This is a genomic window from Pseudomonas sp. LS_2 (assembly GCF_042709235.1).
In the GTDB taxonomy this organism is placed as follows: Bacteria; Pseudomonadota; Gammaproteobacteria; order Pseudomonadales; family Pseudomonadaceae; genus Aquipseudomonas.
Window position 1 is genome coordinate 106,289 of the sequence record NZ_JAVAYC010000009.1, and the last position, 15,154, is coordinate 121,442.

At 65.0% G+C, this 15,154-nt stretch carries 14 protein-coding genes; 5 read left to right on the forward strand and 9 right to left on the reverse strand.

Annotated features, from left to right (window positions below; genetic code table 11):
- The first annotated feature begins 61 nt into the window (after nt 1–61).
- Nucleotides 62–610 (forward strand): histidine phosphatase family protein, encoded by a 549-nt coding sequence (locus RAC97_RS10795; RefSeq protein ID WP_375100130.1) that lies wholly within the window; start codon nt 62–64, stop codon nt 608–610.
- Here RAC97_RS10795 and RAC97_RS10800 read toward each other — a convergent pair.
- From RAC97_RS10800 to RAC97_RS10820, 5 genes are all read right to left on the reverse strand, one after another.
- Nucleotides 592–1,377, reverse strand: a complete 786-nt coding sequence (locus tag RAC97_RS10800) for a sulfite exporter TauE/SafE family protein (RefSeq protein ID WP_375100128.1) — start codon at nt 1,375–1,377, stop codon at nt 592–594. The two genes, RAC97_RS10795 and RAC97_RS10800, sit on opposite strands and share 19 nt — an antisense overlap.
- Before the next feature lie 154 nt (nt 1,378–1,531).
- Nucleotides 1,532–3,415, reverse strand: a complete 1,884-nt coding sequence (locus RAC97_RS10805) for a methyl-accepting chemotaxis protein (RefSeq protein ID WP_375100127.1) — start codon at nt 3,413–3,415, stop codon at nt 1,532–1,534.
- Between the two features lie 157 nt (nt 3,416–3,572).
- Nucleotides 3,573–4,553, reverse strand: a complete 981-nt coding sequence (locus tag RAC97_RS10810; RefSeq protein WP_377748097.1) for a hypothetical protein — start codon at nt 4,551–4,553, stop codon at nt 3,573–3,575.
- A gap of 62 nt (nt 4,554–4,615) precedes the next feature.
- Nucleotides 4,616–5,065 carry a GNAT family N-acetyltransferase gene (locus RAC97_RS10815; RefSeq protein ID WP_375100759.1) on the reverse strand — a complete coding sequence of 150 codons (450 nt, stop codon included), beginning with the start codon at nt 5,063–5,065 and terminating at the stop codon, nt 4,616–4,618.
- 62 nt (nt 5,066–5,127) lie between these two features.
- Nucleotides 5,128–5,769, reverse strand: coding sequence for an HD domain-containing protein (locus RAC97_RS10820; RefSeq protein WP_375100760.1), 642 nt, complete (start codon nt 5,767–5,769; stop codon nt 5,128–5,130).
- A gap of 220 nt (nt 5,770–5,989) precedes the next feature.
- Here RAC97_RS10820 and RAC97_RS10825 point away from each other — a divergent pair, with 220 nt between their 5' ends.
- Nucleotides 5,990–6,952, forward strand: coding sequence for a GlxA family transcriptional regulator (locus RAC97_RS10825; RefSeq protein ID WP_375100761.1), 963 nt, complete (start codon nt 5,990–5,992; stop codon nt 6,950–6,952).
- Here the strand turns inward: RAC97_RS10825 and RAC97_RS10830 are convergent.
- From RAC97_RS10830 to RAC97_RS10845, 4 genes are all read right to left on the reverse strand, one after another.
- Nucleotides 6,934–7,623: a GntR family transcriptional regulator gene (locus tag RAC97_RS10830; protein ID WP_375100762.1), complete on the reverse strand. Its 690-nt coding sequence runs from the start codon at nt 7,621–7,623 to the stop codon at nt 6,934–6,936. The genes RAC97_RS10825 and RAC97_RS10830 overlap by 19 nt on opposite strands.
- 16 nt (nt 7,624–7,639) lie before the next feature.
- Entirely contained in the window at nt 7,640–8,344 is a 705-nt protein-coding gene (locus tag RAC97_RS10835; RefSeq protein ID WP_375100763.1) for a FadR/GntR family transcriptional regulator, read from the reverse strand.
- A gap of 52 nt (nt 8,345–8,396) precedes the next feature.
- Nucleotides 8,397–9,707, reverse strand: a complete 1,311-nt coding sequence (locus RAC97_RS10840) for a C4-dicarboxylate transporter DctA (protein WP_375100764.1) — start codon at nt 9,705–9,707, stop codon at nt 8,397–8,399.
- A 398-nt stretch (nt 9,708–10,105) separates the two neighbouring features.
- Nucleotides 10,106–11,869 (reverse strand): sigma-54-dependent Fis family transcriptional regulator, encoded by a 1,764-nt coding sequence (locus RAC97_RS10845; protein WP_375100765.1) that lies wholly within the window; start codon nt 11,867–11,869, stop codon nt 10,106–10,108.
- A gap of 233 nt (nt 11,870–12,102) precedes the next feature.
- Here RAC97_RS10845 and RAC97_RS10850 point away from each other — a divergent pair, with 233 nt between their 5' ends.
- The 3 genes from RAC97_RS10850 to RAC97_RS10860 are packed head-to-tail and all read left to right on the forward strand — an operon-like array spanning nt 12,103 to nt 15,154.
- Nucleotides 12,103–13,197, forward strand: a complete 1,095-nt coding sequence (locus tag RAC97_RS10850; protein WP_375100766.1) for an ABC transporter ATP-binding protein — start codon at nt 12,103–12,105, stop codon at nt 13,195–13,197.
- Nucleotides 13,197–14,294 (forward strand): ABC transporter ATP-binding protein, encoded by a 1,098-nt coding sequence (locus tag RAC97_RS10855; RefSeq protein WP_375100767.1) that lies wholly within the window; start codon nt 13,197–13,199, stop codon nt 14,292–14,294. Before RAC97_RS10850 ends, RAC97_RS10855 begins: the two co-directional genes overlap by 1 nt.
- On the forward strand, nt 14,291–15,154 hold the full coding sequence (locus tag RAC97_RS10860; RefSeq protein WP_375100768.1) for a carbohydrate ABC transporter permease: 864 nt from the start codon (nt 14,291–14,293) through the stop codon (nt 15,152–15,154). The genes RAC97_RS10855 and RAC97_RS10860 overlap by 4 nt, the downstream gene beginning before the upstream one ends.

Below are 15,154 nucleotides of genomic sequence, written 5' to 3' on the forward strand. Positions count from 1 at the left end.
TGCGGATCGTACAGCAGCGTTCCTGCCTTTGGCAGTGATATCAAGCAAAGAGAGGCCCGAGGTGAAAGCCATTCGCCTGACCCTGGTCAGCCATGCCCTGACCGAACCGCAGAAAATGGGGCGTTTCCACCGCCTCGATGATGCCATCCTGGCGTTCGACGGGCCGTTGCCAGAGGCCCGGGGCCAGGTGCTCAGCGCGCCGGAGCGGCGAGCTACACAGACCGCTGCGTTTTTCGCGCCGACGATCCGCATCGAGCCTGCCCTGGTCGACTGCGACCTGGGCCGCTGGCAGGGCGTGGCGCTCAAGCATTTGCAGGAGGACCAGGGGCGGGCCTTGGCGCAGTGGCGGGAGAACCCGGACTGCGCGCCCCACGGCGGCGAATCCATCACCCAGTTGTGCCAGCGCATAGCAACGTGGCTACAGGCCTTCGATACACCGGGGGAGTGGCTGGCCGTCACTCACCCCATGGTGTTGCGCGCGGCGTTGATCGCGGTGCTGGGCTGCCCGCTCGAGGCCTTCCACCGCATTGACGTGCCGCCGCTTTCGCGCCTGGCGCTGAGCCATACCGGGCAGTGGCGGCTAAGGCTGGATCAGAACGCCAGTTTGTAGCCGATCAACAGCAGCATGCCGGCCAGGCAAGGGCGCAGCACGCGGTCGGAGATACGACCGGTGAGGTGGCTGCCCATGTAGATGCCCGGCAGCGAGCCCAACAGCAGGTAGCCCAGCAGCGACCAGTCCATGTTGCCCATGCCAGCGTGGCCCAGACCCGCTACCAGGGTCAGCGGCACGGCGTGGGCAATCTCGGTACCGACCAGGCGGCGGGTGACCAGGAACGGGTAGAGCAGGAACAGCGCCACGGTGCCCAGGGCGCCAGCGCCGATGGAGGTGAGGGTTACCATCACGCCCAGCATTACGCCAGTGATGACCGTGAGCACCGACAGGCTGCGCTCGCTGAGATGATAGCGGTCGCCCGCGTGCTTGCTGGCGAAGGCTTGCAGGCGCGACTTGAAGAGGATCGCCAGGGCCGTGAGGATCAACACCACCGCCAGGCCCTGCTTGATGATCGCGTTCAGCGCGGAGGTGTCGGCGTGCAGGGTACTGAGGAACCACAGGGTCAGCGCGGCGGCAGGCACGCTGCCCAGGCTCAGCAGACCGGTGATCTTCCAGTCGATGTTCTTGTTGCGCCCGTGCACCCAGACGCCGCTGGCCTTGGTGATGGCGGCATAGAGCAGGTCGGTGCCAACGGCGGTGGCGGGGTTGATGCCGAACCACAGCAGGATCGGGGTCATCAGCGAGCCGCCGCCGACGCCGGTCACGCCGACGATGAAGCCTACGACCAGCCCTGCAATGGTGAAACCGAAGGAACCTACATCCATACGCTACTCAATCTACCTGCCAGCCCGTTGTCGGATGCAGGCCAGCATATAGATTTTTTTATAGCTAAATAGACTTGTTGGTTATTAGGTTATAACCCTTGCATGGCGCTGGCTTCGCCGGCCCCCTGTATCAGGAAGGTTTCTTTCGCACGGATCAGATTCTGAAACTGTCCACCAACTGCTTGAGCCGACCCGCCTGCTGGCTCAGCGCATCGCAATGGCGCAGGGTCTGGTTGAGGTTTTCCACGCCTTGCTGGTTGAGCGAATTGATCTGGATGATATCCAGGTTCAGGCTTTCGACCACTGCGCTCTGTTCCTCGGTGGCCGTGGCTACCGACTGGTTCATGCCGTCGATCTCGCCAATACGCAGGGTCACGGTGGTCAGCCGCTCGCCCGCCTGATTGGCTACCCGCACGGTCTGTTCGCTGGACACCTGACTGGCATTCATGGTGTGCACTGCCTCGCGTGAGCCTACTTGCAGGCCGGTGATCATGCGGTGGATCTCCTCCGCCGACTGCTGCGTGCGATGCGCCAGGTTACGGACCTCGTCGGCCACCACCGCGAAACCGCGTCCGGCTTCTCCGGCGCGAGCGGCTTCGATGGCTGCGTTGAGCGCCAGCAGGTTGGTCTGCTGCGAAATGCCCTTGATGACATCAAGGATTTTGCCGATCTCGTCGGTACTGGCATTGAGCGTTTCGATCTGCTCGCACGAGTCGCTGATCTTGCGTGACAGCTCGGTCATGGCGTCGATCGCCTCGCTCACCACCTGGCGGCCGTCGTTGGCTTGGCCGCTGGCACCGCTGGCGTGCTGCGAGGCATCGGCGGCGTTGCGGGCGATTTCCTGGGTGGCGGCACCGAGTTCGTTGATTGCCGCCGCGACACTGCTGGTGCGCTGGCTCTGTTCTTCAGAGCCGCAGAGCGAAGCATTGGAGGCGCTCATCACTTGTACGGAAAGCTCATGTACCTGGGCGGTGGCCGACGACACCTCGCGAATCGAAGCGTGGATACGCTCGACGAAGCGGTTGAACGCCCCGGCCAGCACGCCGAATTCATCCTGGCGCTGAGCGTCGAGGCGGCGGGTCAGGTCGCCTTCGCCCTCGGCGATGTCGTGCATGGCACGGCTGATGGCGGTCAAGGGGCGCATCAGCAGTGGGATCAAAAGGCTCAACAGCCCGGCGATGGCGGCCACGGCAACCAGCATGGCAATGATCGCCGAGGTGCGGAAATGGCTGAGGTTGGCGTAGGCCTTGTCCTTGTCGATCGATAGGCCGACGTACCATTGCACCCCCGGCAGTCCTGCGATCGGGGTAAAGGAAACCAGGCGCTGCTGGTCACCGAGGGTCGCTTCCTGCAGGCCTGGCTGAATCTTCAGGTCGCTGCTGGGGTAGATGTCCTTGAGGTTCTTCAGCACCTGGTCCTTCTCGGGGCTGACGATCACCTGGCCATTGCGGTCGGCCAGGAAGGCATGGCCAATGCCCCCGAAGTCCACCGCGTTGATGATGTGTTGCAGGGTGTCGAGGGAAAGGTCCGCGCCGACTACCCCTTGCAACTGGCCATCGGCCTTGCTTTTGATCGGTGTGGCGATGGTCACCATCAAGCCCCCCACCGCACCCTGGTATGGCGCGGTCAGCACGGTCTGCCCGGCGTTGACTGCCGCGCTGTACCAGGGGCGTTGGCGGGGGTCGTAGCCTGCGGGCATCTGGGTGTCCGGGCGCTGGGTGAACACACCGTTGACCTGGCCGAGGTAGGTGAACAGGAAATTGCCGGTGTAGGTGGGTTGGTCGATCAACTCGGCGGGGTTTTCGGTGCCTTGCTGGGCGACGTCCTGCGCAAGGTTTTCCAGTACCAGGATGCGTCCGTTCATCCAGTTCTGCACGCTGCTGACCGTCAGTGAACCCGCTTGCTTGACCGACGAGTCGAGTTCATCGGCAATGGTGTTGCGTTGCAGGTAATCGCTGTAGAGGGTAAAAAGCGCGAATGCCAGCATGACGACACTGCAAGCGCAAAGCAGGATTTTATGGCGGAACTTCAGAGTCATGTTTCGAGGCCTTGGGACGTTTGCAGGGGATTACGGGACGTGGGTGACGCAAAGAAGTGGCGGTTAGCTATCGTTATCTGAATGCGGAGTGAAAATCTGTGAATTTTGCTGTAACGACTTGTTGTGTAATGGTTATCCGACGAGCGGTAGGCCCCTTTCAACGAGGCGCCGACCGCAGGCTGTCCTCCACCTGTCCCGACAAGTAGTACACCCCGGCCATCGCACCGCTCTGGCGGTTTTCCATCAGTTCCTGCCATTCCTCGTTCAAGGCCACGCTGAGAATCACCCGCAGTTGCTCGACCATCTGGGGGTGTTCGCGGTCGTGGGTGATCATGCCCAGGCCTGCCACCGCCACCGAGATCATTGCCCCCGCCGCCTTGCCCACTGCCGCCGCCACGGCACTGGCGGCGCCGCGTGGAGCCAGAGTAGCGCCGAGCTTTTCGCTGGCGCGGGTGGCCACTGAAGACAGCCCAACGGCGGTCTGGCCCGGCGCCTTGGAGGCCTGGTCGTGCAGGTGCTGGCGCAGTGCTTGCCAGGCCGGCTGCTGCGCCAGGGCCGGTGGGCGCAGCAGCTGGTAAAGGGTGGCGTCGCGTGCAGGCGGTGGCCCCAGGGCGATGGTGGGAATGCGCTGTAGGCGCTGGCTGAATTGCTCTGGTGAGGCGTTGAAGCGCTGGATGATCGCCGGCAGTTGCTGGCCGAGCAGTTGCAAGTAGAGCTCGCTGGCGCGCTCGCGGATGCCTTCGGGGTCGATCTGCTCGGCCACGGGGTCGATCACCCGGGCGTGGTACTGCTCCTGCAGGTACAGCGCCAGGCGTTTTTCCGGCGGGTCGCCATTGTCGTCACGGTTCATCTTGTACCAGGCCACTTTCAGGGTCAGCCATTGCTGGGTCCAGTAACCGGTGAACCAGGGGATGAATTCGCTTTCGGTGCGTTGCTGCACCTGCTCGCGCCACACGCGCATCGAGCGCCGGGCGTAGTCGTTGGCCGAGTGGGTGGCGGCGATGGAAGCCTCGACCAGGGCCTGGTCGATCTGCTGCCAGGCGGCCGGGGGCAGGGTGGCCGGTAGCGGCGTGGGGGGGCGTTTGCCGGCACAGCCGGACAGCGCGAGGAACAGGCACAGCAGCACGAGCGGCTTCACGCAGGTAGCCCCCCGGAGATAGAGGCTGGAGGAATGACTTGAGTATAGAAGTGCCCAGAGGCTCAGGCGCTGCGGTGCAGCACCAGGTGCAGCAAGGGGTAGGGGTCGCCTTGACCGTCGAGCGGTGAACGTCCGGCCTGAACGAACCCTTGACTCAGGTAGAACCCCACGGCCTGCGGGTTCTGTTCGTTGACGTCGACCTCGCGCACGCCCAGTTCGTCGACGACCCGCGCCAGCAGCGCCTTGCCTATGCCCTGGCCGCGACTGGTCGGCTCGATGAAGAGCATTTCCAGTTTGCCTTCATGCGCACCGGCAAATCCCTGGATAACGCCATGCCCATCGCGCCAGGCGCGCAATTGTACGAAGCCCAGGTACTGGTCACGCACCAATGGGCGCAGGCGCTCGATGTAGCCTTCCGGAAGAAAGTCGTGGGTCGCCCGGACCGAAGCTTCCCACAGCTCGGCGAGGCGATCGAAATGTTCTGCGCCCACGGGCGCGATGTCGTGGTTCATGTGGCCTCCAATGGCACGCTGCAAGCGCTGCGCATGGTAATGCGCAGCGCTTGCGCACGCCATCAGCTCGGCCAGCAGGAATTACGGATTACGCTGCAGAAGTTGCCAGCGGCCCAGTTCGCTTCCTTGTCGGCGATGACATCGGCCTTGACGTTGCCGAAGGTGGTCTGTGGCTTGTGGCGGATACCCTCGTAGAACGCCTGGATGATCGCTTCCTTGAACCCTTCGCCACGCGGATGCGCCTGCACTACGGCATCGCGTACCTCGTTGGCCAGCCCTTCGTGGTGCAGGCCAAGCACGTCAGTTTCCACCCCGGCGGTGACCAGGGCGATCAGCGGGTGCATGAACTCGGGAATGCCGGGCGTGGTGTGCAGGGCAATGGCGGTCCAGACCCGCTCGATGTCGCGTTCGGCGATGCCGTGGCCCTCAAGGAAGTCGCGGGCCGCGTTGGCGCCATCGACCTCGAAGCGGCAGCAGTCGCTACTGTGCTGCTGGGTCAGGCCCATATCGTGGAACATGCACCCGCAATACAGCAGCTCGCTGTCGAATTTCAGCCCAAGGCGCTGGCCGGCCAGCGCGGCGAAATAGAACACCCGGCTGGAATGGTGGAACAGCAGGGGTGAGGCGGTATCGCGTACCAGCTCGGTGATTTCGCGGGCCATGGCGCTGTCGGGAATCTGGATACCGGCGATGGAGGTGGGCATGGGTGTGGCTCCTTGGTTGGGGTGGAACCAGTGTCCGAGGCGGGGTGTTTGTCATCAATTGACGTATTACGCCATATTCTGCCAATGTCCGTCCCGGACGGACGCACTCGTGTTTTCGCGGGTAAGCCCACACAGCCGCCGAGGTGCTCGGCAGAGCGGTGGTCAACCCGTGCAGGCGCGTATACCCGCGCAGAGGCCACCACTACCATGGATTACCCACATGCCCCTGACCCTTGCCATCCTCGCCCTCCCGGGCGTGCAACTGCTCGACGCCTGCGGCCCGCTGGATGTCTTCGCCGAGGCCAACCGCCAGGCTGGGCGGGAGGTCTATCGCCTGTTGCTGCTGGCCTGTGAACCGGGGCCGTTGATCAGCTCGTCCGGCACCCGGTTGCTCCCCGACGGCTGGGTCGGCGATGCCCTTGAACCGTTCGACACGCTGCTGGTGGCCGGCACCCCACAGGCCGCCGAGCTGCACCTGCGTACGGGCATCCTCGCCTGGCTGCGCGAGCGTGCCGACACCAGCCGCCGCTTCGGTTCGGTGTGCACCGGCGCCTTCGCTCTGGCCGCCGCCGGCCTGCTCGACGGTCGGCGCATCACCACCCACTGGGCAGTTGCCGAGCCGTTGGCCGAGCGCTACCCGCAGGTGCAGGTCGAGGCCGATGCGATCCACGTGCATGACGGCAAGGTGCGCACTGCCGCGGGTGTCACCGCCGGGCTGGACCTGGCCTTGAGCCTGGTGGAGGAGGACCTGGGGCGGGACATCGCCAAGCAGGTGGCGGGGCAGTTGGTGATGTATTTCAAGCGGCCAGGCGGGCAGTTGCAGTTCAGCCGCCAGGGCGCCTCGTCACCGGTGGGGCGTTCGGCCTTGCAGGGCCTGCAACGCTACGTGGCGGCCAACCCTGGGGAGGACCACAGTGTTGCCAGCCTGGCAGCGAGGGTAGGCCTGAGCCCGCGGCATTTCGCCCGGCTGTTCCAGACCGATGTGGGCATGACCCCGGCGGCGTGGGTGGAGCTGGCGCGGGTCAATGCTGCCCGCGAGCGTCTGGAGGCCGGTCGCGAGGCGCCCAAGCAGGTCGCGGCACTGTGTGGCTTCGCCAATGCCGATACCTTGCGCCGCGCCTTCGTGCGTCATGTCGGGGTGACCCCGGCAGACTACCGCAAGCGTTACGCGCGCCCAGGCTGATCGAGCTCCAGCTTGGCTTCCAGGCGGTCCAGGTGCTGGTGCATCAGGCTCAATGCCTCGGCGGCGTCCGCGCTTTCCACGGCGTCGATGATCGCGGTGTGCTCCTGCCAGGCGCAGTGGTCGCAGCAGGGTGATTCATAGCGGGCGATGATCAGCGAGGTCATTGGCACCAGGCTGTTGAGAAAGCGCGCCAGCGGTGCGTTGTTGGCCATCTGGGCAAGCTTGAGGTGGAATTCGCCGCCCAGGCGGATGGCCGTGCAGCGCTCGCCGCTTTCGTGGTGCTGGCGCTCGCGTTCCACCAACTGGCGCAGTTGACGGATCTGCGCGGGCCGGGCGCGCTGGGCGGCGAGACTGATCAGGGTGGTTTCGGCCAGGCGCCGGGCGCTGAGTACCTGGCGTGCCTGCTGGGGATCGGGGGCGGCCAAGTGCGCGGTGTGGCTTGGGCGCTGCACCACCACCTGCTGGTCGGATAGACGCCCCAGCACCCGGCGGATCACCGTTCGGCTGACACCGAAGGCATCGCCCAGCGCCTGCTCGGGCAAGGCGCTGCCCGGCGGCAGGCGCTGTTCGAGGATGGCATCGAACAGCCGAGGGTAGATCTGCTCGGCGGACAGCCGGGGTTCTGTGCTGCGAACCAGTTCGGGCAGGCGGGGGGCGGCGTGGGCGGTCATGGTCTTTCTCCTGGGGTCATTGCCCGGAGCCTTCGTCGGGGATGTTCAGTTCGATGCCCATGCGCTGGCCTTCGGCGAGGATATGCTGGCGCATCTGCGCGCTGGCCTGGGCACTGTTGCGGCTGCGGATGGCACGCACCACCGCTTCGTTCTCGGCCAGGCGTGCCGCCAGGTGCTCGGGAGAGTCGTGAAGCATCGCGGTGCTTTGCTTGAGGGCATTGCTGGTCTGTTGCACCACGCTTTGGAAGATCGGGTTGGTGGTCAGGGCGAACAGCGCCTCGTGGAAGGCGATATAGGCGGCGGCACCGGCTTCGCTGTCGTCGGCGTCGAGTGCCTCGCGCATGTCCATCAGGGTCAGGCGCAGCTGGCCGATTTCCTGGGTGCCGGCCGACTGCGCCACCAGGCCTGCGATGAAGGGTTCGAGGGTGTAGCGCAGCTCCAGCACATCGGCCAGGCTGGCGGCTTGGACCGCGTCGGCGGCCTGGCCTGGGTCGGCCTGCTCGGGGTCGAGCACCAGCACACCCTTGCCAGGCAGCGAGCGCACCAGGCCCAGGGTTTCCAGCACGGTTACCGCTTCGCGCAGGCTGGGCCGGCTGATACCCAGCTGTTCGGCCAGCTCGCGCTGACCAGGTAGCATTTCGCCACTGCGCCATTGGCCGCGGGCCAGGGCCTGGCGCAGTTTCTCAACCACTGAATTGACGACGGTCGACGAGCTGATCACGGTTCGCTCCTTGGCACTGGCAGGCCGACGCGGGGCGCCGGCCGAGCCAGGTTCAGAATTCCTGTTGATGGGCATGGCCCTGCTTGCGTGGCACTGGCGCGAAGCCAGGCTTGCCGGACAGTACGTTGTGCGCACGCTCCATGTCGATGTCGCGCTCCCAACGGGCGATGGCTACGGTAGCGACGCAGTTGCCGATCAGGTTGGTCAGCGCCCGGCCAATACCCATGAACCAGTCCACCGCCAGCACCAGCACCAGGCCCACGACCGGAATCGCCGGCACGGCGGTGAGCGTGGCAGCAAGGATCACCAGCGCAGAGCCAGGAATGCCGTGGGCGCCTTTGGAGGTCACCAGCGATACCAGCAGAATGGTCAAAAGGTCGCTCATGGCCAGCGGCGTGCCGGTGGCGTTGGCGATGAAGACGATGGCCAGGGTGAGATAGATGGAGAAGCCGTCGAGGTTGAACGAGTAGCCGGTGGGAATCACCAGGCCGACGGTGGAGCTGCCAATGCCCAGGTGCTCCAGCTTGCGCATCACCTGCGGCAGCACGGCGTCGGAAGAGGCGGTGCCGAGGACGATGGTCAGCTCTTCGCGCAGATACTTGATGAACGGCACAAGCTTCAGGCCCGACAGGCGCATCACCGTACCCAGGATCAGCAGCACGAAACCTGCGCAGGTGAGGTAGAACAGCGCCACCAGGCCGCCCAGGTGCTGCAGTGATTCCAAACCGTACTTGCTGGTGGTGAAGGCGATGGCGCCGAATACGCCCAGCGGCGCCAGGCGCACGATCATGCCCATGATGCGGAACACTACGTGGCTCAGTTCGTTGATCAGCCGCGAGATGCCCGACGCCGACTCGCCCACCAGGTTCAGCGCGCTGCCGAACAGCACGGCGAACAGCAGTACTTGCAGGATGTTGTTGTCGGCAAAGGCGCCAACTACCGAGGAGGGAATAAGGCCCATCAGGAACGCTGCGGTGCCGTTGATGTGCTGGCCACGCTCGGCCAGGCTGCTGGCGTCGGCGCTGGAAAGCTGGTCGAGGTGGATATTGGCACCGCTGCCGATGCCGGTAGAGAAGGCCAGTACCAGGCCGATGACCAGGGCGATGGTGGTCAGTACCTCGAAGTAGATCACCGATTTGAGGCCGATGCGCCCAACCTTCTTCAGGTCGCCGGCACCGGAGATACCACTGACCACCACACAGAACACGATTACCCCGATGAGCATCTTGATCAGCTTGATGAAGCCGTCGCCCAGGGGTTTGAGTTCAAGGGAAAGGTCGGGGAAGCTGAGGCCGCAGGCAATGCCGAGGGCAAGGCCGAGCACGACTTGCAGGAAGATCGAACGCGAGCACCATTTGAGCATGGGAGGAGTCTCTGATCGGTGTCCTTGCTTCGGCGCCCGGCACGGGGGCAAAGAGCGCAGGACTTAATTATTGTGGTCTTACCGGTTTGTTCACTGCCGCCCCATAAAACTCCGAAATTTCCTACATTGCAAGGTTTTTTGGCCTTACCGGTCTGACCAGTTGTCGCGATTCGATGTCGGAGGCGTCTGGCCTGGGCCTTGCCTACCGGTCGGTCAGCAGAGGCATTCCGGGCGTGTAGAAGATCGCAGGCCCTCGCGCTTTCTAGAGCGACAGAGGGCCTGAGGGGGGGCGCATGCGGTAATTGGCGCGATGTCAAAGGGTCGAAGGGCCGCCATCGTCGATCGGCCGAAACCCGCCGGCGCCTGGTGCTGTGCACGGTAAGCGATGTGCAGCCCGTTCAAGAGGGCGTCTTTTGTTCTCCCAGGCGCTTGTAGAGTGTGGTGCGGCTTATACCCAGCTCCCGTGCTACCGCCGAGAGGTTGCCATTGCTTTTGCTGACCAATGCTTGCAGGTCGGCAACCGGTTCCGGCGGGGCCGACCATGGCGCGTCGCTTTCGGCGAGAAACCCGGGCGGCAGGTGTTGCAGGTCGACGGGTTGCTTGCCGGCCAGCGCCAGCGCCACCTGCATCACGCTCACGAGCTCGCGCAGGTTGCCTGGCCAGGGATGGCGCTCGAACAGCGCGAGGATCGTCGCAGGCAACTGCGCAGGTTGCCCCGCTTCGCGATAGCGCTCATGCACCTGTTCGATCAAGCCGCGACGGTCGCTGCGCTCGCGCAACGGCGGCAACACCAGGGCCAGGCCTGCGATGCGGTAGTAGAGGTCTTGGCGAAAGCGCCCGGCGCGCACTTCGGCGGCCAGGTCCAGGTTGCTTGCCGAGACCACGCGGATATCGACCGCCACCGGGTCGCCGCTGCCCAGCGGCTGGATGCTGCGCGATTGCAGCACACGCAGCAGGCGAGCCTGGGTCGCCAGGGGCATCTCGCCGATCTCGTCGAGGAACAGTATGCCGCCGTCGGCCTTGCGAATCAGCCCGGGGTTGCCTTTGTGGTGGGCACCGGTGAAAGCACCTTTCTCGTAGCCGAACAGCTCCGACTCCACCAGCTCTGCCGGGATCGCCGCGCAGTTCACTGCCACCAATGGCCGCTCGGCGCGGCTGCTGGCGTTGTGCAGGGCGTTGACGAACACCTCCTTGCCCACCCCGGTTTCGCCCTGGATCAGTACCGGGATGTCTTTCTCCAGCAGCAGACCGGCCTGGTGCAAGGCCTTGGCCACGCGCGGGTCGAGGGTGTTGCTGGGCGCTTGCCGGGGTGTGGCCTGGCGCGGGGCCCGCCACTGGCAGTGGAAGCGATGACGGCCGGTGGCGTGCAAGGCAAACGGACAGCCCTCGGGCTGTTCGAGGATGTACCGCAAGGGCGTCTGGAACAGCTGCTCGAGGGTATGGCGCAGGGTGTCCTGGCCGAGCAGGCTGTCGGCACGGTGGTTGGCGGCCACCACCCGCCCGCGTTCGTCGAACAGCAACAGCCCCGCCCAGGGGCTGTCGAGGTTGTCCGGGGCGGTGTTGAACAGTAGCTGGCCATGCTGCTCGCCTTGCTGGGCGAGGATCAGCCGGTTCTCCAGGCTCTGGCTCATCATGCGCACTAGGCCCAGGGTCTGTGCGGCGGGCAGGTAGCCATCGCTGGACACATCGAGCACGCCAACCAGGCGTCGCTCGGCATCGAACAGTGGCGCGGCGGCGCTGGCCATGTAGCGGTTCTGGCGCAGGAAATGCTCGTCCTGGCCGACATGAATCGCCTCGCCGCAGACCAGCGCGGTGCCCAGGGCATTGGTGCCGACCCCACGCTCATGCCAGTGCGCGCCCGCGACGAAGCCATGCTGCTGGTGCGGTTCGACGAAGCGACGCGTGCCCCAGGCATCGAGCAGGCAACCACTGGCGTCGGCCAGCATCACCAGGTAGCTGGAGTTGGTGAGCAGGTGGGCATACTGCGGTAGCACGTCGTCGCGGGTCAGTTGCAGCAAGGCCTGGCGGCGTTCGAGCAAGGCGCCGAGCTCGGCGCCGGTCAGGCAGTCGAAGTCCGGTGCGTTGTGCGGTTGCAGGCCATGCTCGCGGCAGCGGGCCCAGGAAGCCTGGATCAGGTGTGCGTGGGGCGTAGTGGCGGCCATGGGCCTGTCCTGTGTGAATTGTTGTTGTCAGGGACCGCCTTCAAGTGTCGTCCAGGACTGTTCATTGTCAATGCCCCGAGTGTTCAGTTGTTCAGCGAAACTGTTCATTTTCGTTCGCAGGTGAACAGCTTGGCGCGTCGGCTTGCCAGCCAGGCGGCGTGCCAGAGCGGTTACGCCAAGCTGGCATGGTTCTGGCTCCGTTCGGCGCAAACAATCACAAAAAGGCCCCACCAATGACCCTGGTGCTGGAGCAAGTCAGCCGCCACGTCGACAACCAGGCCTGGATCGCCGAAGCCAGCCTGCGTTTCGAGCCTGGTTCGTTCAATGTGCTGCTCGGTCGTACCCTGGCCGGCAAGACCAGCCTGATGCGCCTGATGGCCGGCCTCGACCGCCCTGACAGCGGACGGGTGCTGATGAATGGCGAGGACGTCACCGGCGTGCCGGTGCGCCAGCGCAATGTCTCGATGGTCTACCAACAGTTCATCAACTATCCGACCCTGACCGTGTTCGAGAACATCGCCTCGCCCCTGCGCCAGGCGCGCATGGCCGAGGACGAGATTCGTCGCCGGGTAGAGGAAACCGCGAGCATGCTGCGCATCGAACCCTACCTCGGGCGCTTGCCCCTGGAGCTTTCGGGGGGCCAGCAGCAACGCACCGCGATGGCCCGCGCGCTGGTCAAGGACGCGTCGTTGATCCTGTTCGACGAGCCGCTGGTGAACCTCGACTACAAGCTGCGCGAAGGCCTGCGCCAGGAGCTGCGCGAGCTGTTTGCCGCGCGCAACTGCATCGCCGTGTATGCCACCACCGAACCCAACGAAGCCCTGGCCCTGGGCGGCACCACGACCTTGCTGCATGAAGGCCGTATCGTGCAGAGCGGTCCCACCGCCGAGGTCTACCACAAGCCGCGCAGCGTGCTGGCCGCCGAGCTGTTCTCCGAGCCGCCGATCAACCTGGTGCCTGGGCGCATCGCCGGTAACGAAGTGAGCCTGGCCGGCACCGTGCACTTCGCCCGCACCGTCGACCTGGGCAACCTGGCCGACGGCGACTATCGCTTCGGCGTGCGCCCCAGCCATATCACCCTGGTGCCTTCCCATGACGATGACCTGGAGCTTTCGGTGCAGGTGGAGCTGGCTGAGATCAGCGGCTCGGAAACCTTCCTGCACGTGCGCAACGAGCACTGGCGGATGATCCTGCACCTGCCGGGCGTGCACGAATACCAAGTGGACACCCAGGTACCGGTGTTCATCCCCACTCACAAGCTGTTCGTCTTCGACAGCGCCGGGCAACTGGTGCAGGCACCGGGCCTGCGCCAGGCGAGGAGTGCCTGATGGCCGAGATCCGCTTGCAGCAACTGGCCCACAGCTACAGCCGTCAGCCCACCGATGCGGCCGACTACGCTCTACATGAACTCGAACACGTCTGGGAGCAGGGCGGCGCCTACGCGTTGCTCGGGCCGTCGGGCTGCGGCAAGTCGACCTTGCTCAATATCATTTCCGGCCTGCTCACCCCCTCCCACGGCCAGGTACTGTTCGACGGCAAGCCGGTCAACGGCCTGTCGCCCCAGGCGCGCAACATCGCCCAGGTGTTCCAGTTCCCGGTGGTGTACGACACCATGAGCGTGTTCGACAACCTGGCTTTCCCCCTGCGCAACCAAGGGCTGGACGAGGCGCGGGTGCGGGCGCGGGTCGAGGAAGTGGCCGAGGTGCTCGACCTTGGCGGCGTGCTGAAGAAGAAGGCGCGCAACCTCAGCGCCGATGAAAAGCAGAAGGTCTCCATGGGCCGCGGCCTGGTGCGCGACGATGTGTCGGCGATCCTCTTCGACGAGCCGCTGACGGTGATCGACCCGCACCTGAAGTGGAAGCTGCGGCGCAAGCTCAAGCAGATCCACGAGCAGTTCAACATCACCATGATCTACGTCACCCACGACCAGCTGGAGGCCTCGACCTTCGCCGATAAGATCGCGGTGATGCATGGCGGGCGCATCGTCCAGTTCGGCACCCCGCGCGAGCTGTTCGAACGGCCCCGGCACACCTTTGTCGGCTACTTCATCGGCAGCCCGGGGATGAACCTGATCGACGTGCGCGCCGAAGCCGGTGGGCTGGGCTTCGGCGGCCTGCACCTGACGCTGCCGGAAGGACTGCGCGAGCGCCTGGCCCAGACCTCGGGCGGGCGGTTGCAAGTGGGTATCCGCCCGGAGTTCGTGCAGCTGTGGGACCGCCCCCTCGACGACACGTTCGAGGCGCAGGTGGTGGACGTGGAGGATTTGGGCACCTATCGCATCGTCACCCTGGCGCTTGCCGGCATCACCCTGAAGGCGCGTCTGGGCGAGGACCGCCCGCTGCCTGAAGGACGCGCCTGGGTCGGTTTGCCGGCGCAGTGGCTGATGCTCTATGTCGACGACGTTCTGCTGGAGGCGCAGCCATGAACAAGGTGCCGAACAACAAGGCCTGGTGGCTGGTGCTGCCGGTGTTCCTGCTGGTGGCCTTCAGCGCCGTGATACCGATGATGACCGTGGTCAACTACTCGGTGCAGGACATCTTCGACGCCTCCAACCGCTATTTCGTCGGCGCCGACTGGTACCGCCAGGTGCTGCGCGATCCAGCCCTGCACGATGCCTTGTTGCGCCAGTTCATCTATTCCGGCTGCGTATTGCTGATTGAAATCCCGCTGGGCATCGCCATCGCCTTGACCATGCCCACCCGCGGGCGCATGGCCTCGGTGTGCCTGATCGTCATGGCCATTCCGTTGCTGATCCCGTGGAACGTGGTGGGCACCATCTGGCAGATCTTCGGCCGCGCCGACATCGGCTTGCTCGGCGCCACCCTGGCAAAGGTCGGGGTCAACTACAACTATGCCGGCGACCCGTTCGATGCCTGGATCACGGTGTTGGTGATGGATGTGTGGCACTGGACCTCGCTGGTGGCGTTGCTGTGCTACTCCGGCCTGCGTGCGATCCCCGACGTCTACTACCAGGCGGCACGTATCGACCGCGCCTCGAACTGGGCGGTGTTCCGCCACATCCAACTGCCCAAGCTGAAGAACGTGCTGCTGATTGCCGTGATGCTGCGCTTCATGGACAGCTTCATGATCTACACCGAGCCGTTCGTGCTGACGGGGGGTGGGCCGGGCAACGCCACGACCTTCCTTAGCCAGACCCTGACGCGCATGGCGGTGGGGCAGTTCGACCTGGGGCCGGCGGCAGCGTTCTCGCTGGTGTACTTCCTGATCATCCTGCTGGTGTCGTGGCTGTTCTATACCGCCATGACCCACTCCGACAAGGACTAG

Coding starts and splice junctions, on each gene's coding strand:
- RAC97_RS10800 (WP_375100128.1), bottom strand. CDS start 1,377: ATGGATGTAGGTTCCTTCGGTTTCACCATTGCAGGGCTGGTCGTAGGC.
- RAC97_RS10805 (WP_375100127.1), bottom strand. CDS start 3,415: ATGACTCTGAAGTTCCGCCATAAAATCCTGCTTTGCGCTTGCAGTGTC.
- RAC97_RS10815 (WP_375100759.1), bottom strand. CDS start 5,065: ATGAACCACGACATCGCGCCCGTGGGCGCAGAACATTTCGATCGCCTC.
- RAC97_RS10820 (WP_375100760.1), bottom strand. CDS start 5,769: ATGCCCACCTCCATCGCCGGTATCCAGATTCCCGACAGCGCCATGGCC.
- RAC97_RS10825 (WP_375100761.1), top strand. CDS start 5,990: ATGCCCCTGACCCTTGCCATCCTCGCCCTCCCGGGCGTGCAACTGCTC.
- RAC97_RS10830 (WP_375100762.1), bottom strand. CDS start 7,623: ATGACCGCCCACGCCGCCCCCCGCCTGCCCGAACTGGTTCGCAGCACA.
- RAC97_RS10840 (WP_375100764.1), bottom strand. CDS start 9,707: ATGCTCAAATGGTGCTCGCGTTCGATCTTCCTGCAAGTCGTGCTCGGC.
- RAC97_RS10845 (WP_375100765.1), bottom strand. CDS start 11,869: ATGGCCGCCACTACGCCCCACGCACACCTGATCCAGGCTTCCTGGGCC.
- RAC97_RS10850 (WP_375100766.1), top strand. CDS start 12,103: ATGACCCTGGTGCTGGAGCAAGTCAGCCGCCACGTCGACAACCAGGCC.
- RAC97_RS10855 (WP_375100767.1), top strand. CDS start 13,197: ATGGCCGAGATCCGCTTGCAGCAACTGGCCCACAGCTACAGCCGTCAG.
- RAC97_RS10860 (WP_375100768.1), top strand. CDS start 14,291: ATGAACAAGGTGCCGAACAACAAGGCCTGGTGGCTGGTGCTGCCGGTG.